At 67.7% G+C, this 21,914-nt stretch carries 23 protein-coding genes; 12 read left to right on the forward strand and 11 right to left on the reverse strand.

Annotated features, from left to right (window positions below; all coding sequences use genetic code 11):
• The first annotated feature begins 427 nt into the window (after window positions 1-427).
• Entirely contained in the window at window positions 428-1,252 is an 825-nt protein-coding gene (locus tag ACFQU4_RS34035) for a hypothetical protein (protein WP_377500843.1), read from the forward strand.
• 532 nt (window positions 1,253-1,784) lie between these two features.
• The gene (locus tag ACFQU4_RS34040; RefSeq protein WP_377500845.1) at window positions 1,785-2,519 is read left to right on the forward strand and encodes a hypothetical protein; all 735 of its coding nucleotides are present in this window, start codon (window positions 1,785-1,787) and stop codon (window positions 2,517-2,519) included.
• 314 nt (window positions 2,520-2,833) lie between these two features.
• Here ACFQU4_RS34040 and ACFQU4_RS34045 read toward each other — a convergent pair whose 3' ends face one another.
• Entirely contained in the window at window positions 2,834-3,406 is a 573-nt protein-coding gene (locus tag ACFQU4_RS34045) for a TetR/AcrR family transcriptional regulator (protein WP_377500847.1), read from the reverse strand.
• Between the two features lie 139 nt (window positions 3,407-3,545).
• Here ACFQU4_RS34045 and ACFQU4_RS34050 point away from each other — a divergent pair, with 139 nt between their 5' ends.
• Together ACFQU4_RS34050 and ACFQU4_RS34055 are read left to right on the forward strand one after the other, a co-directional pair.
• Complete coding sequence (locus ACFQU4_RS34050) at window positions 3,546-4,280, forward strand: SDR family NAD(P)-dependent oxidoreductase (protein ID WP_377500849.1); 735 nt, start codon at window positions 3,546-3,548, stop codon at window positions 4,278-4,280.
• A gap of 40 nt (window positions 4,281-4,320) precedes the next feature.
• On the forward strand, window positions 4,321-4,944 hold the full coding sequence (locus tag ACFQU4_RS34055) for an NADPH-dependent F420 reductase (protein WP_377500851.1): 624 nt from the start codon (window positions 4,321-4,323) through the stop codon (window positions 4,942-4,944).
• A gap of 27 nt (window positions 4,945-4,971) precedes the next feature.
• Here ACFQU4_RS34055 and ACFQU4_RS34060 read toward each other — a convergent pair whose 3' ends face one another.
• The 5 genes from ACFQU4_RS34060 to ACFQU4_RS34080 are packed head-to-tail and all read right to left on the reverse strand — an operon-like array spanning window position 4,972 to window position 7,782.
• Complete coding sequence (locus ACFQU4_RS34060) at window positions 4,972-5,433, reverse strand: hypothetical protein (protein WP_377500854.1); 462 nt, start codon at window positions 5,431-5,433, stop codon at window positions 4,972-4,974.
• Window positions 5,423-6,004, reverse strand: a complete 582-nt coding sequence (locus ACFQU4_RS34065) for a DinB family protein (protein ID WP_377500856.1) — start codon at window positions 6,002-6,004, stop codon at window positions 5,423-5,425. Before ACFQU4_RS34065 ends, ACFQU4_RS34060 begins: the two co-directional genes overlap by 11 nt.
• Window positions 6,001-6,525: a DinB family protein gene (locus ACFQU4_RS34070; protein ID WP_377500858.1), complete on the reverse strand. Its 525-nt coding sequence runs from the start codon at window positions 6,523-6,525 to the stop codon at window positions 6,001-6,003. The genes ACFQU4_RS34065 and ACFQU4_RS34070 overlap by 4 nt, the downstream gene beginning before the upstream one ends.
• 21 nt (window positions 6,526-6,546) lie before the next feature.
• The gene (locus ACFQU4_RS34075) at window positions 6,547-7,086 is read right to left on the reverse strand and encodes a hypothetical protein (RefSeq protein WP_377500860.1); all 540 of its coding nucleotides are present in this window, start codon (window positions 7,084-7,086) and stop codon (window positions 6,547-6,549) included.
• 33 nt (window positions 7,087-7,119) lie between these two features.
• Window positions 7,120-7,782 carry a hypothetical protein gene (locus tag ACFQU4_RS34080; protein WP_377500862.1) on the reverse strand — a complete coding sequence of 221 codons (663 nt, stop codon included), beginning with the start codon at window positions 7,780-7,782 and terminating at the stop codon, window positions 7,120-7,122.
• A gap of 188 nt (window positions 7,783-7,970) precedes the next feature.
• On the opposite strand from ACFQU4_RS34080, the gene ACFQU4_RS34085 reads away from it, so the two are divergent.
• On the forward strand, window positions 7,971-8,717 hold the full coding sequence (locus ACFQU4_RS34085) for a GH25 family lysozyme (protein WP_377500864.1): 747 nt from the start codon (window positions 7,971-7,973) through the stop codon (window positions 8,715-8,717).
• 9 nt (window positions 8,718-8,726) lie between these two features.
• Window positions 8,727-9,659, forward strand: coding sequence for a hypothetical protein (locus ACFQU4_RS34090; protein ID WP_377500866.1), 933 nt, complete (start codon window positions 8,727-8,729; stop codon window positions 9,657-9,659).
• Here the strand turns inward: ACFQU4_RS34090 and ACFQU4_RS34095 are convergent.
• Window positions 9,634-10,596 (reverse strand): phosphotransferase family protein, encoded by a 963-nt coding sequence (locus ACFQU4_RS34095; protein WP_377500868.1) that lies wholly within the window; start codon window positions 10,594-10,596, stop codon window positions 9,634-9,636. The two genes, ACFQU4_RS34090 and ACFQU4_RS34095, sit on opposite strands and share 26 nt — an antisense overlap.
• Before the next feature lie 112 nt (window positions 10,597-10,708).
• Between ACFQU4_RS34095 and ACFQU4_RS34100 the strand changes: the two genes are divergently transcribed.
• A complete protein-coding gene (locus tag ACFQU4_RS34100) occupies window positions 10,709-11,440 on the forward strand; it encodes a hypothetical protein (protein ID WP_377500870.1) in 732 nt (243 codons plus the stop codon).
• On the opposite strand, the gene ACFQU4_RS34105 is transcribed toward ACFQU4_RS34100, so the two are convergent.
• The 4 genes from ACFQU4_RS34105 to ACFQU4_RS34120 form a co-directional block, all read right to left on the reverse strand.
• Window positions 11,441-11,890 (reverse strand): HIT family protein, encoded by a 450-nt coding sequence (locus tag ACFQU4_RS34105; protein ID WP_377500872.1) that lies wholly within the window; start codon window positions 11,888-11,890, stop codon window positions 11,441-11,443. It abuts the gene before it with no gap.
• 91 nt (window positions 11,891-11,981) lie between these two features.
• Window positions 11,982-12,578, reverse strand: a complete 597-nt coding sequence (locus tag ACFQU4_RS34110; protein ID WP_377500874.1) for a DUF402 domain-containing protein — start codon at window positions 12,576-12,578, stop codon at window positions 11,982-11,984.
• A gap of 36 nt (window positions 12,579-12,614) precedes the next feature.
• Window positions 12,615-13,169: a dihydrofolate reductase family protein gene (locus tag ACFQU4_RS34115; protein WP_377500877.1), complete on the reverse strand. Its 555-nt coding sequence runs from the start codon at window positions 13,167-13,169 to the stop codon at window positions 12,615-12,617.
• Window positions 13,170-13,233: 64 nt separating this feature from the next.
• Window positions 13,234-14,172, reverse strand: coding sequence for a hypothetical protein (locus ACFQU4_RS34120; RefSeq protein WP_377500879.1), 939 nt, complete (start codon window positions 14,170-14,172; stop codon window positions 13,234-13,236).
• 113 nt (window positions 14,173-14,285) lie between these two features.
• On the opposite strand from ACFQU4_RS34120, the gene ACFQU4_RS34125 reads away from it, so the two are divergent.
• Genes ACFQU4_RS34125 through ACFQU4_RS34145 form a run of 5 tightly spaced genes read left to right on the forward strand, consistent with a single transcriptional unit; the run spans window position 14,286 to window position 21,907 of the window.
• Window positions 14,286-15,209: an ABC transporter permease gene (locus tag ACFQU4_RS34125; protein ID WP_377500882.1), complete on the forward strand. Its 924-nt coding sequence runs from the start codon at window positions 14,286-14,288 to the stop codon at window positions 15,207-15,209.
• Window positions 15,209-16,075: a carbohydrate ABC transporter permease gene (locus tag ACFQU4_RS34130; RefSeq protein ID WP_377500884.1), complete on the forward strand. Its 867-nt coding sequence runs from the start codon at window positions 15,209-15,211 to the stop codon at window positions 16,073-16,075. The genes ACFQU4_RS34125 and ACFQU4_RS34130 overlap by 1 nt, the downstream gene beginning before the upstream one ends.
• A gap of 17 nt (window positions 16,076-16,092) precedes the next feature.
• The gene (locus tag ACFQU4_RS34135; RefSeq protein WP_377500887.1) at window positions 16,093-17,754 is read left to right on the forward strand and encodes an extracellular solute-binding protein; all 1,662 of its coding nucleotides are present in this window, start codon (window positions 16,093-16,095) and stop codon (window positions 17,752-17,754) included.
• Window positions 17,751-19,985, forward strand: a complete 2,235-nt coding sequence (locus ACFQU4_RS34140; RefSeq protein ID WP_377500889.1) for a family 78 glycoside hydrolase catalytic domain — start codon at window positions 17,751-17,753, stop codon at window positions 19,983-19,985. The genes ACFQU4_RS34135 and ACFQU4_RS34140 overlap by 4 nt, the downstream gene beginning before the upstream one ends.
• Window positions 19,982-21,907 (forward strand): family 20 glycosylhydrolase, encoded by a 1,926-nt coding sequence (locus ACFQU4_RS34145; RefSeq protein WP_377500891.1) that lies wholly within the window; start codon window positions 19,982-19,984, stop codon window positions 21,905-21,907. Before ACFQU4_RS34140 ends, ACFQU4_RS34145 begins: the two co-directional genes overlap by 4 nt.
• The last annotated feature ends 7 nt before the right edge of the window (window positions 21,908-21,914 follow it).

Below are 21,914 nucleotides of genomic sequence, written 5' to 3' on the forward strand. Positions count from 1 at the left end.
GGTCATGATCAAGAACGCCGGCCGTCATTTCCCAAGCTGAGAATGCGAGTTCGATTCTCGTCATCCGCTCCAACGGCCCGATTCCTTTACACACAAGGGAACCGGGACGATCAGCGTCCTTGGTGCTGGCCTCTGCGAGGCTGTCTGCATCCCCCCGTGCATCCTTGACTCCTCTTCCGGACCTCCCTGCACGCTCACGGACCGCGGCCCGCCAGTCGATGGCCTTTGCTTCACCCAGGTGCGCATCGTTGAGCGCACGACCCGGCGATCCGGTGCGCTGTTTCAGCAGCAGGTCGGCAACCTGCTCCCTGCGCCGTGGGAAGACGAATCCGGCCCTTCGGCGCGTGTCCTCGCTTCGCTGCGGGCCGCGCCGCCAATTTCGCGCCGTTGACGCATTCCATCGAAGCCATACCTATAGTGGCCGCGCATGGGGGAGCTAACAGAGCATCAGTTGAGGCGAGCTGCTCAGGACCTGATGGGTCACGTGATCGGCAAAGGCGGTGTAGCAGACACCGTCAGTGCGCCCGATCCAGCCGTAGCGCATCATGCACGTGAGTCCCAGAATGCTCTACGTGCCGCCGTTGAGTCGACCGACAGCGCCATCTGGCTCGGAAGCATCGTCAATCGACTGTTGAAGGTGGCGGAAGGCAAGGCCGTGCGCGGCAGATGGAGCATGCCAGCACAGGATAACCTTCGAGCCGCCGTGCTATTTGCCGGCGCGGGCCTGGACCGAGCGTTAAAGAGACTGGTCGAAGAGTCGCTCGGTCGGCTCGTCGCAGTCGACGACATGACCGTCGCGAAACTGGAGACCTTCGCAACGCAGTCGATCACCGACCGATCTACCGGGGCAGTTAATCCAGCGCAAGTTGTCGCGCTCTTCTTGAGCGCAGGTGAGACACCACGCGAGGTCCTAACGTCCCGCTGGATCCGATCACTTACGGACGGCAGTGCGCAGTCATCCGAGCGGGTGACGGAAATTGCCAGTGCACTTGGTGTCACCGATCCTGACCTCCGGAAGCGCATCGCACCTCAGGCCAAGAAGACCCTTCTTGAGCAGGCGTTTCTCACTCGTAATGAGATTGCGCACGAACTCGACGTTACGAAGCCCCAGGCCGAAGTACGGCAGCCGCTCGAACGTATCCGCCGTGCTCGCAGCATTACCGATGTCCAGACGTACTGTCAGGAACTGCTCGACGTGACCCAGATGATCATTAACGATGTCTCGCGGAGATTGAAACCGGCGGATGGATAGCTGCGTACGTTCCGTTGGCCGTGTTCCCTCTCCGGACCAGTCTCCGGGCCGCGCGTCAAGGGTGCTGCGCGTCCTCCGGATTGAAATCCTTGACACACGGCCCGGAGCCCTACGATTGGCGCCTACGAGGGGACCGGCTGGTGCGGGCCGAGGATTCGAACTCCGGTGGGCGGTGTGCCATTCACGTGCCACTAGCCGGGGCCGAGGAGGTCACTGCAGGCCACCCGTGCCCGCGATCAATCGACGGATCCGGGCCGGGTCGACAGTCCCGGGCCGGTTCCCAACCTGAGAATGCGAGTTCGGTTCTCGTCATCCGATCCGGCGTCCCGATTCCTTACAAGCAAGGGAACCGGCTCGATCAGCGTCCTAGATGCTGGCCACCGCAAAGCTGCTGATCTGCTGGATTGATCACAGCTAGATCAAGGCGCCGGCTCCGCAGGGAAGCGGCACGTGTCCTCGCATCGCTGCGGGCCGCGCGGCTAGTTTCATGGAATCCTCACCTGCGGCATGCCGCATGCCTCACGATGCCTGTGTGACCGAGAACCCAACGCCAGCGACAAGCAAGAGCCGAGCAGGTATTGCTGACCGTCGCCTTCGCGTGTTGCAACGGATCGCCATTGGCCTGCTCGGTGCTTGGGCGCTAGCCGCAACTATTGTTGCGCTAGCAGGCCCTGACATTGACCTCCAGGCAGGAACTGTTGCCGAATGGATGACAGCAGTACTGACACTTTGCGCCATCCTGATCGCAATCTGGGGCGGCTATACCGCCTACGCCCAGTTCGTCCATGTCCAGGAGGAAACCGCGACGAAGGCAGCCGAGGAACTCGAGCGTCAGGCGCGAGCAATTTTCACGGCCCAGGAGAACGTACGTGATCTAGGCGACGGCCGACTAGTCCCCCTGGTATTTGTCGACAACCGAAGTGAACAGCCAATCCGCGACGTCTACGCGTTCGTCCCGGGGCCGGATAGATGTAACCCGCTTCCGATTGGTCAGGTCAACGCATCGGAGCGCCGAAAAGTACCGCAGGCAACGGAAATCATCAAGCAACTGACGGCCAAGCTGAGTCCACGGGCGGAGATGGCCGACTTCTTCCTGATCAATGTGCTCAGGTTCGACGTGTATCTGCTATTCACGGACGTCCATGGACAGCGATGGTTCAAGTACCCGGACAACACCCTCGTCCAGAAGCCGCCGACCTTCGATGAGTATCAGGCAGCTGGCCTGATCTTCGAGCACTCGGACGCGCTGAGAACCGTGAAGGGCTGAGACGTAGCGGCCTCGTCGCGTCCCCTCTCCGGACCAGTGCCCGGAGCCCCTACGATTGGCGTCCACGAGGGACGCGGCTGGTGTAGGCCGAGGTTCGAACAGCGGTGGCGGCGTGCCACTCGCGTGCCATTAGCCGGGCCGATGAGTTCACTCCAGGCCAACAGCGCGCACGATCAGCTCGGCGGATCAGGGCCGGATCGTGAGTTCTGGGCCGGTTCCCAAGCTGAGAATGCGAGTTCGATTCTCGTCATCCGCTCCAAGATCGAAACCCCTTGCGGCAGGCATGGCTTTCAGCGACTCTGCGATCACCTTGATCACGTAGGGACGGCGTTGTCGATGAGGACGGCGGCAATGGCGGCGGCGGTGGAGAAGGATTCCCTGTTGAGGACTCGGGTGCGGGCCGAGGCGCCGTCGAGCAGGAGTGCCAGTTGTTCGCCGAGTTGCTCGGGGTCGGTGGCGCCGGCTTCGCGGGCGGTTTCGGTGAACTTCGCGGCGAGGGCGGTCTTGTAGTCGCGGGCGTACTCGGATGCGGGATGTTGGGGATCGTGGAGTTCGACGGCGGCCGCGAGGTAGGGGCACAGGGGTGTGGACTCGGGCAGGTCGAAGGCGGCGAGGAGTCGTTCGCGGGGTGTGAGGTCGGTGCAGTCGAACACTCCGGGCATCAGGTCGGGATCGAATCGGCGCAGGTATTCGGCGACGAGTTCGTCCTTGCTGGGGAAGTGCTGGTAGGCCGTGCGCTTGGACACCTGGGCCACCGCGCAGAGCTGGTCCATGCCGGTGCGGTTGATGCCCTGATCTCGGAACAGCTGCTGTGACGCGCTGAGGATGCGCTCGCGCGCGCCGCGTCCACGGCGTTGGCCCCGGGGGCCCTTCTCCAACTCCGTCATGGCATCAGTGTAGGGCGGTTGGGTACGAGGCGGTGTACATAGCTTGCGTCGAGGGTCGACCGGGGAGTACGTTACGCAAACAGATCGGTGTACATAACTTGCCGACTGTCCCGAACGCTTGATCCCCAGAGGAGTGACCGTGGGAAAGCTCGATGGCAAGGTTGCAGTGATCACCGGCGGATCCACCGGTCTGGCGCTGGCCGGAGCCAAGCTGTTCGTCGACGAGGGAGCTCACGTCTTCATCCAGGCCCGGCGGCAGGAGGCCCTGGATGACGCCGTCAAGCTGATCGGCCGCAACGTCACCGCCGTACAGGGCGACGCCGCCGAGCTGGACGACCTGGACCGCTTGTTCGACACCGTCAAGCGGGAGAAGGGTTCGATCGACGTGCTGTGGGCCAGTGCCGGGATGGGCGAACCGGCCGTCCTCGGCGAGATCACCGAGGAACAGTTCGATCGCGCCTTCTCCATCAACGCCCGCGGCACCCTGTTCACCGTGCAGAAGGCATTGCCGTTGATCAACGACAACGGCTCGATCTTCATGACCGGCTCCAACGCATCACTCGGTGCCTACCCCGGCTGGAGCCTCTACGCCGGAAGCAAAGCCGTCCAGCAGGCGTGGGCCCGCGTCTGGCTCAACGAACTGCGCGACCGCAAGATCAGAGTCAACGTCCTGACCCCCGGCCAGGTTGCCACCGCCAAGCAGGAAGAACTGTTCGACGAGCCCTCAAGGGCCGCGTTCGAGTCCCTGATCCCCCGCGGAAAGATGGGCCGGCCCGAGGAAATCGCCACCGTCGCCCTGTTCCTCGCCTCCGACGACTCCAGCTATGTCAACGGCCTGGAACTGGTCGCCGACGGCGGCACCACCGCAATCTGATCATCCACCGGAAACCAAGATCAGGAAGAGGGCACAGCCCATGGGAAACATCACCATCATCGGTACGGGAAACATGGCCCGGACCATCGGCACGCTGGCGATTGCGGGCGGCAACACGGTCGAGGTCATGGGCCGCGATCAGGCCAAGGCCGATGGCCTGGCCGACGCCCTTGGCAGCGGCGCGACGGCAGGAAAGTGGGCCGCCGTCCCGGCCGGGGACATCGTCATCACGGCCCTGTTGGCCGATGGTGTCGTTCCGGTTGTCGTCGAGTACGGTGACGCCCTCGCGGACAAGATCATCGTCGACATCAGCAACCCCTTCAACGCCACGGTCGACGGGCTGGCCCACGGCGAGGAGACCTCGATCGCGCAGGAGGTCGCCAAGGTGGCCCCGGCCGGCGCCAGCGTAGTGAAGGCCTTCAACACGATCTTCCGCAATGTCCTGGAGAAGGGCCGACCCGCCGTCTTCCTCGCCGGCGACGATGCGCGGTCGAAGGCGAGCGTGAAGGCCTTCATCGAGAGCATCGGGCTGCGCCCGCTGGACGTCGGCGGCCTGAAGATGGCGCACTGGCTGGAAGGAATGGGCCTCGTCACGATGGGGCTCGCCGGCAACGGGGTGGGCCACTGGGACTTCGCTCTTGGCGTCAACGAATGGAACGGCTGAGCAGCCCGGCAAGATCATCTAGGTGGATCAGGCCTGGCTCAGCTGGTCGGTCAGCCGGTCCAGGCCTTCCTTGATCAACCGGCCGTAGTCGTCGTCGCGGAGCACGCCGATCGACTCCTGCGCCTGGCGAAGATGATCACGGGCATGATCAAGATCATCGAGCTTGCGGTAGCAGTCGGCGAGGTTGAGGTGGAGGGACGGGTAGAGGCCGGCCACCGGCAGCGTGACGCCGGCCTCGGCGGCCCGCTCCTCCTTGATCCGGTCGGCGGCGGCCAGGGCTCGGAGGTCCCAGACCAGTTCCTGGTGCGGGTCGTCCTGGACGTCGGCCATCGAGTGGGCGAGTACGCAGACGTGCAGCGGATCGCCTTCCTCGCCGCCGATCTCGTCCCAGAGTTGCGCGAACAGGTCACGCGCGGCATCGGGTTGACCTCGGTGGTGGTTGAGTTCGGCGCCCTGGCCGATGCGGGTCAGGATCGGGTCAGTGATCATGGTGGAATTCTTCCGCTGCGGCTTGGATCTCGGCCCGCCGGGCACGCCACTGATCGGTGTCGGTCGACTCGTGGCCGCCGATCCGGCCGTCGATCAGTTCGCGGACGATGTCGGCGTGCCCGCCGTGCGCCGAGGTCTCGCCGATCATCCTGATCATGAGGTTGGCCAGGGTGGTCTCCTGGTTGCCCCAGTGCGCGACGCGGCCCGGGCTGTCCAGGGTGAGCCCGCCGATGGTTGCGTCGGCGTGCGCGCAGGCCTGGCGATAGGTGTCGAGGATGTACGCGCTCGTCTCGTCCGGGGTCGCCCACAGATCGATCTCCGTGTACGGGTCGTCGCGGAACCAGGTCGGCCGCTCGACCGGGGGCCGGCCGAACGATTCGCCGAGATAGCCGTACTCCTCGCCGGCCAGGTGCTTGACCAGCCCGAGCAGGTTGGTGCCGGTCGGGGTGAGCGGCCGGCGGAGGTCGTACTCCGAGAGCCCGTCGAGCCTCCCGATGATCTTGGTCCGGGCACCGCGCAGTGCCGACCACAGCTCCTCCTTGAGGTCGGTCTGGGCTCCTGTGGAGGTCACGTCGGCGACCGCGGTGGGAAGGTGCCGACCCGGCCGTCGATCAGTTCGCGGACGATGTCCAGGTGGCCGGAGTGGCGGATGGTGTCCTCCAGGACGTGCAGCAGGATCCAGCGGAGGGTGACCGGTTCCCCGGTCCCGAGGCCGGGCGGGGTGGTGCGTCGATCATCGAGCGGGAAGTCCATGATCACCGCGTCGGCGGCGGCCCGGGCGCGGGCGTAGTAGGCGAGGATGTCGGCGGTGGTCTCGTCGGGCCGCACCCGGGCGTCGGCGTCGCAGTCCTCGGGGTCCCAGGGGATCCATTCCGACGGGCGTCCGTACGGCTCGCAGAACCAGCCGAACTCGATCGACGCCAGGTGCTTCACCAGGCCGAGCGCGTTGGTGCCGGAGGGGACCAGCGGGCGGCGTAGTTGATCATCGTCGAGCCCGTCCAGCTTCCACACGACGGCGTCCCGGTGCCGGTCCAGGCTCGCGTGCAGACTCGCCTTCTCGTCGCCGAAGGGCGGCACCTCACGTCGCGCCATGATGATCACTCCTCACCAAGATCACAGTTCCAGCCGCAGCCTCGTGATGAAGTCCCGGCAGTACGCGAGTCCCTCGGTCGCCAGCGCCCGCCCGCGCGGCGTCAGGAACCGGGTCATCCGGAGGTTCCGTTCGAAGATCGCCAGCGTCCTCTCGTAGCTCTGCCCGTCCGCACCGCCACGGGTGAAGGCCTTCGCGACCCCGAAAGCGCCGAGGCGTTCGAGGTGGTTCGCGTCGTGGACGACCTTCTCCTCCGACGTCATCGGCATCACGTGGTGACGCCCGAGCGCGAGGAAGCCCTCGGCCACCTGCTCGGGCGTCCAGCCGTTCATGATCAGGAACGACTCGGTCTCGGCCCGGAACGCGTCGTCGCGACGGATCCGCTCGGCCAGCCCGTGGAAGCAGGCCAGGAAGTGCAGCAGGCGCGGTTGCGGCTCCGGCTCGACGCCGCGGGACAGGTCGGGCAGGCGGCGCAGGATCCGCCGGATGTGGTCGGCGTTGTGGGCCGGGTCGCGGTCCGCGTAGTGCGGCAGTGCAAAGCTCTCGTACGGTTCGGCCGACATGGCCACCATCGTGGCCTACCCGGCCCGCGGCGACTAGTTCGACTTGGCCCGGGCGTAGCTGCGGCCGTTGGTCGAAGCTCCCCGCTTCGGCCCGCGCGGGGTCGACGCCGATTCCCCGGACAGCTCGGTGCGGATGAGAGTCTCGTACCAATTCTTCGGTACGGCCCCGCCGGACAACTCCTTGATCCGCTGCTCGCCGACCTGCAGCAGGAACCCGGACAGCTTCCGGCAGGAGTCCGCCCAGATGTCGAACTCCTCCTGGGTCTCCAGGATCGGGCAGTCGCCGATCGCCCTGACGATCCGGGCGGTGGCGTCGCTGACCGGGCCCGGGGAGCTCAGTCGCGCGGTCGCGTACGTCTCCATCACGGACGCCTGCGCCTCGGTGATCGCCAGCGTGACCTCGAAGCTGGCCTTCCGGCCGAGGTTGGCGTCGGTCCGCAGCAGCAGCGCCTGGCGGGAGTAGTCCTGCAGATCGCGGAACAGCGCGGTGCAGACTTCCCGGACTCGCTCGATCTCGCCGAGGGTTGCGGTCTGGGCCCGATCCTGAGCGGCCCGGACCAGATCGGCCTTCCGCTGAGCCGCGGCGGCCCAGGCTGCGCCGATCAGGCCGATGATGACGCCGACGAGGACACCAAGCGGCCCGACCAACCACGGCGCTTGGGCCTGCAACAGAAATGTCCAGATGTCCCCCGGCATGGCACATACAGTAGAGCGGTTTCGCCTGCCGGCGCACCGCGCGGCCGGAACATCTTGCGGAGCAGTCACTCCGCGTGTCCGGTCAGCGAACAGTGTGACACGGTTCACTTTTGGGTCTAGGCAAGTCAACTTCGGTGCCGTAGGTTCCTGTCCCGGGGGGATGGCAAATCTCTACCGAAGGAGTGGGCATGATGGGAAGTGTTCACCTGCGCCGTCTGGCGCGGACTGCGGCCGTCGCTCTCGCTGCGGTCTCACTCGCATTCACGTTCGTGCAACCGGCGCAGGCTGCGCCGGCGGGGCTGCCCGGGATTGACGTCTCGCACTGGCAGGGCACGATCAACTGGACCGCGGTCAAGGGTGCGGGGATCAAGTTCGCCTACATCAAGGCGACCGAATCCACGAACTACAAGGACCCGCAGTTCAACGCCAACTATCCGAACGCACACCGTGCGGGGGTCATCCGTGGCGCCTACCATTTCGCCCGGCCGAACGGTGACCCGGTCGCCGACGGTGCCGCCGAGGCGAACTACTTCGCGTCCAACGGCGGTGCCTGGAGCGCCGACAACCTGACCCTGCCCGGCGCCCTCGACCTCGAGGGTTCCTGCACGCTGGGCCAGACCGCCACGCGGACCTGGATCAAGAGCTTCTACGACACGTACAAGGCGCGGACCGGTCGGGACGTCGTCATCTACACCTCGCGCAGCTGGTGGAACGCCTGCACCGGCGGCACGAGCCAATTCGCCGCACTGACGCCGCTCTGGGTGGCCAGCTGGACGTCGGCGTCCAGCCCGACCATGCCGACCGGCTTCGGTACCTACACGTTCTGGCAGTGGACCGACTCCGGTTCCGTCTCCGGGATCTCCGGAGCGGTGGACCGGAACGTGTTCAACGGCAGCGACGCCAGGCTGTTGGCGCTCGCGAACAACACCGCATAGGTTCACCCGATGGGCCCTGAGCTGATCGAGTCGACCGGTGACCACCGCTGCGACCTGATCACTCAGGGCCTGATCGGAATCTTCGACATCGCCTTCCCCGGCAGGGTTCTCGGCGTCTACCTGCGCGGCAGCCATGCCAGCGGCGCGAGCATCGGCGGAAGTGATCTTGATCTGTACGTCCTGTTCCGGGATCGTTTTGCCGATCGGGCCGAGTTCGACCGGGCCCGGGCGCTGGCCGATCACTGTGCACAGCTGAGCCCGATTCTGCTGGAGATCATCGTGATCGGCGAGGCGGTCCTGCAGCTCCCGGAGGCCGTCAGCACGGCCCTGGACTTCAAGCTCGGCACGCGGCTCGTGTACGGGACCGATGTGCGGCCGGGCCTGCCGGACTTCGAGCCGGACGGCTACCTGCGGTCGGTGATCCACACGCCCTTCAACAGCTACCGCTTTGCCACGCAGCGCAGCGATGACGGCGTCCTCAGCTATCCGTTCGAGCACCTCGATCCGGACGGCCCGTTCTTCGGCTTCGACCAGTGGGCGATGCCGGGACCGGACGGGGTCGAGCGTCCGAGCACCAAGCTGCTGGTGGCGACGGTCGGCTGGACGGCGACGGCGATCATCGCGTTGCGCACCGGCCGCTACGTTCGCGACAAGGCGGCCTGCGCCGAGCTCTATCGCCGCGAGGTCGCCGACGAGTGGACCGAGCTGGTCGTGCAGACCCACGAGTTGTGCCGGAATCGCTGGGCGTACGGGATTCCGGACGATGATCATGAACGGGCCCAGCTGCGTGACCTGTGCCGTCGGGTCCCGGACTTTCTGAACCACTTCCTGCTGCTCTACCGCGACTACCAGGAGGCCGAGCTCGCGGCCGGCGACCCGGACCGGCAGCAACTCGCCGAGCGGCGGCTGGCCGAGGTCAGCTGGCCGGACCCAGTTCCCTGAGTTCGGCCAGCGCGCGGCGCATCAGGCCGACATTGCGTTCGGTGGCGGCCCGGTCGCCGATGCTGACGTGGTGCGCGACGTGGCCGATCCGCTGGGACATCGTCACGGTCGCGAGTTGGCGGCGCAGCTCGTCGTCGAGTGGGCGACCGTAACCCTCCAGGATCACGGCGAAGTCGTCCCGGGCGAAGGTGTTGCTGAGGTACGTGAGCTCGCCGAGTCGCGAGCCGCCGTGCCACATGCCCCAGTCGATCAGGCAGGTCGCCCGGCCGTCGTCGATGAAGACGTGCTCCGGGCTCAGGTCGCCGTGGCAGAGGACGAACCCGGCGGCGGCCGGCTCCGGCGAGATCTCCAGCATCGCGAACGTCACCTCGATCTCGGCCGCGGACATTCCGGCGGCCGCGAGTCGATCATGCTCGGCGCGCCGGTCGCGGATGAAGCCCTTGCGCAGCTCGGCAGGGTCCGGCCACTGTCCATGATCGTCCGGACGCCAGGGGCCGGGCGTCGAGACCTCGTGCAGCCGAGCCACCACCCGGCCAAGATCGGCGAGCGCCGATCCTCGCTCCTCGGTCGTCAGTTTGTCGGCGCTCTCGGCGAACTGCCGTCCCGGAGCCGGCGTGATCACCATCGCCGCGCGGTCGCCGTGATCGTCGGAGATCCGGTCGACCCCGACGATCTCCGGGACGGGGACGCCGTGATCACGGGCCTGGCTCATGGCCCACAGCTCCTCCGTGAAGTCGTCGCCCCTGCTCCGGATCCGTACGTAGACGCAAGTCCCGGAGTCGAGCGTCACCCGGTACACCTCGTTGTCGTACCCGCGCGCGATCCGGTCCAGTTCCATGGCCTCGGCACCGGTCGTCCGACGCACCAGGTCGGTCACCGCGACACGCGGGGTGGCGAAGCGCCGATGCAGATCAACCAGGAATTCGGACTGGGCCATGGCACCATCGAGTCACACTGGTTGCCGCCTGGCAAGGGATTATGTAGTTGACGCCGGTCCGAGCGGTGGCCGAAAGTTGGTCTGGTTCACCGTCGGAGCTTGGGGGCGATGGATGGAAGTCAGTCAGTTCACGACACGAGAACTCTCGACGAAGACCTGGCGCGATTACGAGCGGTTCTTCCGGGTCAACGGCCGCGGCAGTTGCGGCTGTCTGCGCTATCCGTGCGGCCGGCCGCCGGCTACCGCCGAACCCATGGTCGGCAAGGAACTGCCGAGTCGTGATCTTCGCCGGGACCAGAACCTCGACGAGATGCGGGAGTTGATCAAGCAGGGCCGGGCCCGCGGCGTCCTGGTGTACGGCGCCGGGCAGGTGATCGGCTGGTGCCAGTACGGCCGGGTCGAGGACCTGCCGATCACGCGGAACGGCAGCACTCCGGACTGGATGCTGGCCGCCGACCCGACCTCGGACTGGCGGATCACCTGTTTCCTGACCCTGCTGCCGTTCCGGCGCCGCGGCGTCGCCACCCTCGCGCTGGCCGTCGCGGTGCAGACGATCCGGCAGCAGGGCGGCGGCTGGGTCGAGGCCCGGCCGGTCGTCCACTGCCACTACGATCCCGAGCTCGGCAAGGCCCGCCGGGAGTTCGGGCCACGATCCCGCGAGGTCGCCGAGCACCTCGAGGTCTGGCCGGTCCAGAACGTCCCCCGGGTCGGCTGGGTCCGCGCCGCCGAGGCCGGCGTGCGGACCGCACCGCACCGGGGCCTGATGTCGATGTTCGAACGCCTCGGCTTCACCGTGGCCGGGCGGGACGGCGAGACCGCCGTCTTGATGCGACTACACGTCTGATCATGATCGTGGCCACGCCGCGCGGAGCTGGTCCGCGTAGCGGCGCATCCGTTCGGCGTCGACCCAGTCGCCCAGCGATCCGTACAGCTGATCGTCGTCGAAGCGCGGGAAGACATGCAGGTGGTAGTGCCAGACGTCCTGGTTGCCGGCCGGCTCGTTGTGCTGCCGGGTCGAGACACCCGGACAGTCGAACGCGGTCTTCATCGCGAGCGCGGTGTCCCGGATCGCCTGCTGCATGGGGGTTCCGAGCTCCGGCGGCAGATCGTAGACATTCTCGAAATGATCATGCGGCACGACCAGCGCGCTGCCCGGATTGTTCGGCCACCACTTCGGGTTGAGCCGGACCGTGACCCGCTCGTAGCGGTGCAGGATCTCCATCGGGCGAGTCGCCAGCGCCGGATCCTCGCGGCAGAACGGGCAGTCGTAGCCGGCCGGCTCGTGGTTGTACATGCACCGACCGTAGGTGATGACCGGAATCCAGCGCACTCTCCTCACCCGGGCCTGAATCAGCCTGGATCGGGTGATGTGTGCTGGGATTCGGTCAGCCTGGCCAGGTGACCGCGGGGCCGAACGCGTCCGGGAAATCCATCAGCGGTCGGAGGCACGCGGGTGGGAAGTCGGTCCAGTCGGCCTGCGGGAAGCGATCCCGGTGCAGGTGCCGATCAAGGAACCGCTGCCAGCGACGCAGTCCGTCCACCGCGTCGCCGATGCTGATCTTGCCGGCCTCGATGGCATCGCCGAACTCGTCCAGATCCAGCATCCGGTAGTGCCGGGCATCGGCCGGAACCATCACGTCGATGAACAGATCGCGCAGCACATAGCTGTTCGGGCTCGGCCGCTCGACGGTGATCAGATCGATGTACCAGGTCTTCTCGTCGGCGGCCGGGATCTCGACCAGCGTCCCGTCCCCGAGTGACGCCCTTCGCCAGCAGGGGACGCCGAGGCTGATTCCGAGATCGAGCAGGACGTAGGTCCGCTCCACTCGGGACCGGCCGGGCCAGGGTTCGAAGCGGTCCGGGGCCTGCATCTCGTACGCCAGCACGTCGCCACGGCGCATCCCTGGCAGCGGGCCGAACAGGTCGTCCGGGTCGTACTCGTGGCCACCGCGATGGACCTCGACCGGCTCGAACTCGATCACCGCCGAGACGCTAGCACCCGGAGCCCGCCGTCAGAGTCAGTCGGCCTTCGGGCCGTAGACGAGATGCACCACGCCGTTGTCGTAGGTGGTCGACTCGACCAGCGACAGGGTGAGCGGGTCGGTGCCGTCGGGGAACAGGCGGGCGCCGGTGCCGAGGACGACCGGGTAGGTCAGCAGGTGCAGTTCGTCGACCAGGCCGTCGGCGAGCAGGGCGCGGACCAGGGTGCCGCTGCCGCTGATGTAGATGCCCTGATGCTTGCCCTTGAGCTCACGGATCTTGGTGGCGTCGTAGCCGCCGATCACGGTCGAGTTCTGCCACTGGTCCTCGGGGTTCTGCAGGGTCGACGACACCACGTACTTCGTGCTGTCGTTGAAGAACGGCGCGCCCGGGTCGTCCTCCGGCGTGCGGTCCTTCCAAGCCGGGGCGAAGCCCTCGAAGGTGTTCTTGCCGAGCAGGATCGCGTCGCTGCTGCCGGTGACGGCGCCCATCCGCTCGAACATCGCATCGGTCCAGCCGAAGTCGAAGGTGAAGCTCGGGTCCTCGTAGCTTCCGTCGAGGCTGACGAACTCGTGAACGCGGATCTTGCCCATGATCATTCTCCTTGAACTGCCCTGTGTCGTTGCTGGTGGTTGAGACCGAGACGGTCTCGGAAACTCATCGGGCCGGTTCGGGAATCTCCAGATCGCCCGGTACGAGCAGCTTCAGGTCGTGTTGATCCGTCGCCAGGGCGGCCCGCAGCGGACGGGCGTGTGACCAGCCGACGATCGCCAGCACCCGGCCGCCGGGAACCAGCCCGGTGGCCTCCCGCAGTCTGGCCGCCATGGCGAGGTTGCGGGTCCGCCACTGAGCCAGCCGGACCCGAATCACACCACTCGGGTCCGGATAGTCGACCCGGCCACCGCTCTCTAGTTGCTCCCAGAAGTCTGCGTACAGTGCCGTCGCGGCCTGCACCCACTTGCGCCAATGATCATGGTCCGTCCCGTCCCAGCCGGGGTGCCGGAGTTGATCATGGGCCGTGCGGAAGTACGCCTCCTCGGCCTCGCCCCAGTCGCTCGGGCAGTGTTCCAATAGCTCGAGGCCGGCATGATCATCGAAGTGGACCAGGTACGGGTGGCCCAGTTCCCGCGCGATCGCAGCCCCGACCCGGATCCCTTCCGACGGTGACTGCTCTAAGTCGGTGAGGGCGTCGACGGCTGCGTCCGGGAGCTCCGCCTCCCGCCACGGCAGCAGGAGCGCGTTCTCGGGTTCGCGGGCGAGCAGCCAGCCGATCACCCGCTCGGTCAGCTCGGCCTCGGCGTCGACGGCGACCCGGCGCGCCTGCCAGACGGACCAGGGCCGCAGCCCGGCCACGGTCGCCGCAGCCTGCCGGGCGACGGCCGCGCCGCCGACCGGGAAGTCGGTGAAGGCGCCGCCGCGCTCCTCGTACTCGACGACGAGGTGGCCGGGCAGATTCTCGATCGCGATCAGGTCCGGGCGCCACGCCAGCAGCCGGTCCCGGCCGCCCGCGATCGCCGCGTCGGGTACGTCGGCGGACAGGTGGGCCATGCCGACGATCAACACCTCGGTCGGCCCCGAACTCCGTTGGTCGATCATGCGCCGACAGTAACGGCCGGCGGTCGATCCCAGAAGCGAAGACAGGATATGTAACCATCTTGACTAACTCCCGGAGGGTCGGATTTGATGAGGACACTCGCGAGGGAGGCGAAGTGTTGGAGCGGGCCACCAGGCGACGGACCTTGAAGCGGCGGCTCTGGCAGGCCCGCTGGAGTTACTTGTTCATCCTGCCCGGGGTGATCTACTTCGTGATCTTCCGTTACGTCCCGCTGCTGGGTAACGCGGTGGCCTGGCAGGACTACAGCCCCTATCTCGGCGTGGCCGGCAGTCCCTGGGTCGCCTGGGACAACTTCGAGCGGCTGATCACCGATCCCGAGGTCGCCGACGCCTTGATCAACACGCTGGTGCTGAGCCTGCTCCAGATCGGGTTCGCGTTCCCGGCGCCGTTGCTGCTGGCGCTGCTGCTGAACAGCATCGTCAGCGACCGGATCAAGCGGTTCGTCCAGTCGGTGGTCTACCTGCCGCACTTCATCGGCTGGGTGATCGTGGTCTCGATCTGGCAGGCGTTGTTCGGCGGCACCGGCGCGATCAGCGACGTGCTGTCCGGGCTGCTCGACCGCCCGGTGAACCTGATGACCAACCCGGACACCTTCGCCCTGTTGATCACGTCCCAGGTGATCTGGAAGGAGATCGGCTGGGGAACGATCATCTTCCTGGCGGCGATGGCGCTGGTCCCGCTGGAGCGGTACGAGGCGGCCGCGGTGGATGGCGCCGGCGGCTGGCGCCGGATGTGGCACATCACGCTGCCCGGGATCACTCCGGTGATCGTGCTGTTGTTGATCTTGCGGCTCGGCTCGGTGCTGACGGTCGGCTTCGAGCAGATCATCCTGCAGCAGGACGCGGTCGGCGCCGACGTGGCGCAGGTGCTGGACACCTTCGTCTACTACCGCGGTGTGCTCGGCGGCGACTGGGGCCTCGCCACCGCCGCCGGCCTGGTCAAGGGCGTGGTCGGCACGGTGCTGGTGCTCGGCGCCAACTGGGTGGCCAAGCGGCTCGGCGGGGAAGGGGCGTTCTGATGAGCGTCGCCGTCGCGGTCCGGCCGCGCTGGAACCAGCCGACCCTGACCTCCACGGTGCTCAAGGCCGTCGTGCTGGCGGTCACTGTCGTGGTGATGATCTATCCCTTCCTGTACGTGATCGCGCAGAGCTTCGCCGCCCCGCCCGGGGAGAGCGGCCCGTCGCTCGACGCCTACCTCTCGGTGCTGTCCGGCGGCATCGTGGTCCGGGCCCTGCTGGTCAGCATCGGGGTGACGGTCGTCGGCACCCTGCTCAGCGTGGTGCTGACGATCTTGCTCGCGTTCGGCCTGATGAACACGCGGGAGGTCCCGGGCGGCCGGGTGATCTTGTACCTGGTGCTGTTCACGATGCTCTTCGGTGCGGGCATCATCCCGAACTACCTGCTGGTGAAGGAACTCGGGCTGCTCGACACGTACGCCTCGCTGATCCTGCCCGGCGCGATCAGCGCGTTCAACATGGTCGTGGTGCGCAACTTCTTCCAGGGCATCCCGGCCGAACTGATCGAGTGCGCCCGGATCGACGGCGCCAACGACTGGCAGATCCTCAGCATGATCATGGTTCCGTTGTCCAAGGGCGTGATCGCCGTGGTCGCGCTGTTCTACGGCGTCGCGTACTGGAACGACTTCTTCAGCGCGATGATCTATCTCAACGACACCGCCAAGTGGCCGGTGCAACTGGTGCTCAACCAGTACGTCCTGCAGGGCACCCCGCTGACCCAATTGCAGAACCCGGCCGCCCCGCCACCGCCGGCGAAGTCGGTCCAGATGGCCGTGGTCGTGCTGGCCACCGTGCCCATCCTCATCGTCTATCCCTTCCTCCAGCGGTTCTTCACCAAGGGCGTCCTCACCGGCGCGGTCAAGGGCTGACCAGACAAGGAGTTTTCATGATCAACGAATCAACCCGGACAGGGCGGCTGTCCCGTCGCGGGGTGTTGGGCCTGGGTGCCGGGCTGGCCGCGCTGGCCGGCTGTCGTACCCAGCCGAAGGATGCTCCGGGCGCCGAACAGACCGCCAGGTTCGTCGCGCCGAACTACGTGCCGCCGGACCAGGTGCCCGGCGCCATGATCAGCGACATCGACGGGGTCTCGCCCGCCTACAGCCGGTATCCGAGCGACCAGGCGAAGTCGGTCACCGAGACGCCCGGCGGTGGCGGCGAGGTGTCCACGTTCCAGGTGCTGTTCCAGGCGCCGCCACCGACGAACAACCCCTGGCTGACCGAGTTCGACCAACGGCTCGGTGCCAAGATCAAGGCGACGTTCGGTGCCGGCGACGCGTACGGCCAGAAGGTGCAGACCTTGATGGCCAGCGGTGATCTTCCGGACCTCTGCTTCGTCGAACGCAGCGCGGCGCCGTCGGTGGTGAAGCCGATGCAGCAGGGCGCGTTTACCGATCTCAGCGAGGTGCTGGCCGGATCCGGCATCGACGCCTACCCGAACCTAGCCCGGCTGCCCACCTATGCCTGGAAGAACTCCAGCATCAACGGCCGCATCCTCGGCGTCCCGCGGGCGCTGCCGCTGGTGAACGGCGTGACCATGTATCGGGCCGACTGGGCTGCCGATCTTGGTCTCGCCGAACCGCCGAAGAACGCCGAGGAGGTGAAGGAGCTGCTGGTCGGCTTCACCAAGGGTGATCATCGGGGCAAGGCCAAGGGCGACTGCTGGGGGCTGGCCACGCTGGGCAACGGCGTCAGCTGGGCGCTGGAGATGTTCCGGGTGCCGAACGACTGGCGGCTGAACGATGACGGCACGTTGATCAACGTGATCGAGACCGACGAGTACGAGGCCGCGGTGGCCTGGCTGGTCGACCTGTGGAAGGCCGGGGCGTTCCATCCGGACGCTGCGACGTTGCCGACCCTGGACTCGCAGGATCTGTTCATGAGCGGGCGGATCGGGCTGATGCCGGCCGGCATCGCGCCGCACTACCGCAGCATGGTGCCGACGCTGCGGAAGAACGATCCGTCGGCCGAGGTGGTCGCGGTCAGCCCGCCCGGGCACGACGGCGGCGACCCGGTGGTGCACCAGGGCGGCGGCTACTTCGGCATCGCCGCGATCCCGTCCGAGGTCGGCAAGGACGAGGCCCGACTGGCGGAGCTGCTCCGGGTGATCAACTACTGGTGCGCGCCGTTCGGCAGCGAGGAGCACACCTTCATCAACTACGGGATCGAGGGCCGGCACTTCGCCTACGACGACCGCGGCACTCCGGTCGCCGTCGACGGTGATCGGCCGCTGACCGAAGTGGCCGGACCGTCGTTCCTGGTGCAGCCGTTGGAGGCGGTGTTCTTCTTCCCCGGCGACGACAAGGCCGCGACCGAGGCGCAGCAGGCGATCGCGAAGGCGGTGCCGTTGTCGATCGAGAATCCGGTCCGCAGCCTGATCTCGGAGACCGACATCCGGCAGTCCGCGGCGCTCGGCCAGCTCACCGACGACTACCTGTTCGGGATCATCACCGGCCGGCGGCCGATCAGCCAGCTGGCCGAGTGGCGGGAGCGCTGGCGCAGCCGCGGCGGCGACACGATCCGGAAAGAGTTCGAGGCCGGCCTGGCATGATCAACTCCGATCCCGAGGAACAGCGCGACGACCCGTTGGCGCACGGCGCCCGCTGGATCACCGCGCCGGCCTGGCGAACCGACCCGGCCGGACCGCTGCCGGTGGTCGGCACCGTGTTCCGCTGCCCGGCGGCGCCGGTGTCGGCGGTGCTGCGGATCGCCGGGCTGGGCGTGTTCTCGGCGTCGATCAACGACGGTGCCGTGTCGGCGGACCTGCTCGAACCCGGCTACTCGGACTACGCGCAGCGGGCCGAGTTCTGTCGCTACGACGTGACCCACCTGATCACGCCGGGCGACAACGTGATCATGATCGAACTCGGGCCGGGCCTGTACCGGTCGCAACGGCTGGACGATCGCTGGACCAAGATCAAGACCGAGTACGGCGAGCTGGCCGCCTGTGCCTCGCTGACCGTCGAGTACGACGGCCGCCGGGCCACGACGGTGCGCACCGGGTTCGACTGGGGCGCGACCGTCGGCCAGACCCGGTCCTCGAACTGGACCGGCGGCGAGGACTTCGACGCCGAGCTGCCGCTGGACGCCTCGGTCGACGGGATCCCGGGCTGGCCTCGGGCCGTGATCGCGGCCGTGCCGCCCCGGCTGAAGCTCAGTGTGAAGACCACGCCGCCGCTGCGGGTGCGCGAGGTGCTCGATCCCGTCGAGCTCCGGACGGTGACGGCGGGCACGCAGGTGATCGACTTCGGGGTGAACTTCGCCGGCTGGGCCGAACTTGATCTTCCGGCCGGCGCCCGGGTGCGGCTGCGGCCGGCCGAGCTGCTGCACCCGGACGGCACGATCGATCCACGGACCGAGGGCTGGGATCCCGTCTACCACACGGTTGCCGCGGGATCGCGGCCGCTGACCTGGCATCCGCGGTTCTGCTACAACGGGCTGCGTTACGTGGAGGTGAGCGGCCTGGCCGAGCCGCTGCAGGCCGGCGACGTCCGCGGCCTGGTGATCTCCGCCGCCGCCAGGTCGGCCGGCGACTTCGCCTGTTCGGACACCAAGATCACGGCGCTGCACACGATCATCCGCCGGGCCGTGACGTCCAACATGTTCTCGGTCTTCACCGACTGCCCGCATCGGGAGAAGCTCAACTTCCTCGAGGAACTGCACCTCGCCTTTCCTGTGCTGCGGTGGAACTACGACGTGCTGGCGATCTTGTCCAACACGCTGCGGCTGATCCGGGAGGCGCAGGGCCGAGACGGCCACCTGCCGCTGTACGTGCCGGAGTGGGACCCGTTCCCGGACCCGTGGCGCGGCGACGTGAACTGGGGCGGCGCGATCATCATGCTGCCCTGGCTGCTGCACCGGGCCTATGCCGACGAGTCCGTACTGCGGGACAACGAAGAGGCCATGGGCCGCTATGCCCGGCACCTGCTGAACAGCCGGACCGACGGACTGATCCGGTACGGACTCGGCGACTGGGACGGCCGGGAGTTCCGGGCGGTCCCGCTGGTCAGCACCGCGACCCTGGCCAGACTGCTCGGCGTGCTCGCCGAGGCCACCGAACGGCTCGGCCGGGCCGCGGACGCGGCGTGGTGGCGGAACGAGGCCCGGCTGGTGACCGAGCGGGTCCGCTCCGAGTTCTGGAATGATCATGACCTGACCGCCGGCGACGGCACCCTCGGCGAGCTCGCGATCGCCGCCCGGTACGGGATCGTGCCGCCGCACCGGGTGGCCGACGTGGTGGACCGGCTGGAGCGGCGGATCATCGAGGACGGCTACGTGGCCGATGTCGGCGAGGTCGGCCTGCCGGCCATGCTGGAACTGCTCGCCGAGCATGATCGGCACGAGACGATCTTCCGGTTCGCGCGGCAGGAGGAACGGCCCGGCTACGGCTACCAGCTGCGGCACGGCGCGACATCGCTGACCGAGACCTGGGACGGCCCGACCTACGGGATCAGCCAGAACCACTTCATGCTCGGTGCCATCGACGACTGGTTCTTCGCGCACCTGGCCGGGCTGCAGCAGGAACCGGGCGACGTCGGGTTCCGGAAGTTGATCATCCGGCCGCGGCCGTGCGGCGGCATCGACTGGGCCAGGGCGAGCCACCGTACCGAGCGCGGCGTCTTCGCCGTCGAGTGGCGGATCGAGGACGACGTGTTCCGGCTCCGGGCCACCGTGCCGGACGAGTCGTCCTGCCTGATCGAGACCCCGGACGGACATCGGCAGCGGGTCGGCGCCGGTGAGCACGTGATCACCCGGCCGGCCCGAGCGGAGGCCACCCGATGACGTCGACGCCCGCCGAGCTGGTCCCGGCGACCCTGCCGGCGCTGCGCACCTGGTCACCCGGGGTCGGCCGGTGCCTGCTCGGCAGTCCCGGCGTGATCGGCCACTCCGGTGACGACGCCGCGGACGTCGCCGAGTTGCTCGCCGACGACCTGCGGCTGTTCCGGGGCGCCCGGCCGGTGATCGACTCCGATCCGGCGACGGCCGAGATCCGGCTGATCATGGACCCGCGGCTGACCGGTGAACTCGGCCCGGAGGGCTACTGGCTCGAGATCGCCGACGGCGTCGAGATCCGGGCGGCCGGGCGGTCCGGTCTGCTCTACGGCTGCCAGACCGTCGGCCAGTTGATCAAGCAGGATCCGGAGCGCCGGTCGCTGCCCTGCGGGCGGACCGTGGACCGGCCGCGCTGTGCCGTGCGGGGCCAGATGATCGACGTCGGCCGGAAGTTCCTGCCGCTGACGTACCTCCGGTCGGAGATCCGCCGGATGGCCTGGCTGAAGCTGAACAGCCTGCAGTTGCACCTGACCGAATGGAACGGCTTCCGGTTCGAGAGCCTGGAGTTCCCCGGCCTGGCCTCGGCCGATCACTACACCCAGGACGAGCTGCGCGACCTGGACGCCTACGCCGCCCGGTGGGGCGTCACGATCGTCCCCGAGCTCGACCTGCCCGGCCATGCCGTCTGGCTGACCCGGTACGAGCCGCGGCTCCGGCTGCGGTCGCCCGCGATGGACTACGCCGGCTGGCCCGGCGGCCTCGGCGGCGGCTGGACCCTTGACCTGACCTCGGAGTTCGCGCGTGACGTCGTCCGGCGGTTGATCATCGAGCTGGCCGGCCTGTTCCGTGGCGAGTACGTTCACATCGGCGGCGACGAGATTCCCTTGCAGACGGCGGAGAAACAGGATCCTGCCCTGCTGGCGTACGCGCAATCGAAGGGGCTCCGCTACTCCGGTGACGCCTTGATCGACTTCGCCAATGATCTTGCCGCGACGCTGCACGAGCACGGGAAGCGCGCCGAACTCTGGGAATGGTGGAACTACGGAGATCAACCGGCCAGCATCGCCCCGGCCGCCGACATCAGGATCAGCAAGTGGCTGGACGGGGATCCGGCCGAGCTGACCCGGCGCGGCTATCGGACGGTCGGCGTCAATTGGGGTGGCAACTACGTCACTCCCGGCTACAGCACCACGCCGACCGGCACCTCGCCGCAGGGGTTCGAGGGCCACATGCCGGCCGAACGGATCTACGCCGACGACGACTATCCGTGCGACGACCTGCTGGAGGGGCACCGGCTGGGCCGCTGGATGGACAAGTCCGAGGCGCGCTCGACCTCGTGGGTGCACTTCTTCTCGCACCGGCCGCTGCAGGTGCTGGCCGACCGGACCTGGGGCGGCCCGGCCGCCGCGTCGGCGACTGACTTCTATGCCCGCGCCGACGCGATCGGAGCGGCCGACGACGAACGCACCGCCGTCCTGGTCCGGGAGTGCCGGGTCGTCGAGGCGAGCAGCGAGGAACTCAAGGACGAGGACGGCTCCGTGCAGCACCTGCTCGATCCGGACCCGCAGACCCAGTGGGTGACGCAGTACCGCGACGACCTGATGATCACCCCGCACCACGTGGTGATCGACACCGGTGCCGCCCGGCCGCTGGCCGGGATCGAGGTCTGGCCGCGCCAGGACGGCAAGGTGGTCGAGAACTTCCATCACACGAAGGCGCGACCGAAGGCGATCCGGGTCGAGGTGAGCACCGACCGGCGCACCTGGCGCCCGGCCTGGTCCGGCATCCTGCCCGACGAGCAGCCCGCCCACGCGGTGCGGTTCCCGGAGATCTCCGGCCGCTACCTGAAGTTGATCATCGACAGTGACTGGGACAACCTGTTCATCACCGCGGTCGCGTACCTTTCGATCCTGCAGACCCGGCGGGCCTGACCGGCCG

It is taken from the genome of Microlunatus sp. GCM10028923 (genome assembly GCF_042666975.1).
Classification (GTDB): Bacteria; Actinomycetota; Actinomycetes; order Propionibacteriales; family Propionibacteriaceae; genus Microlunatus.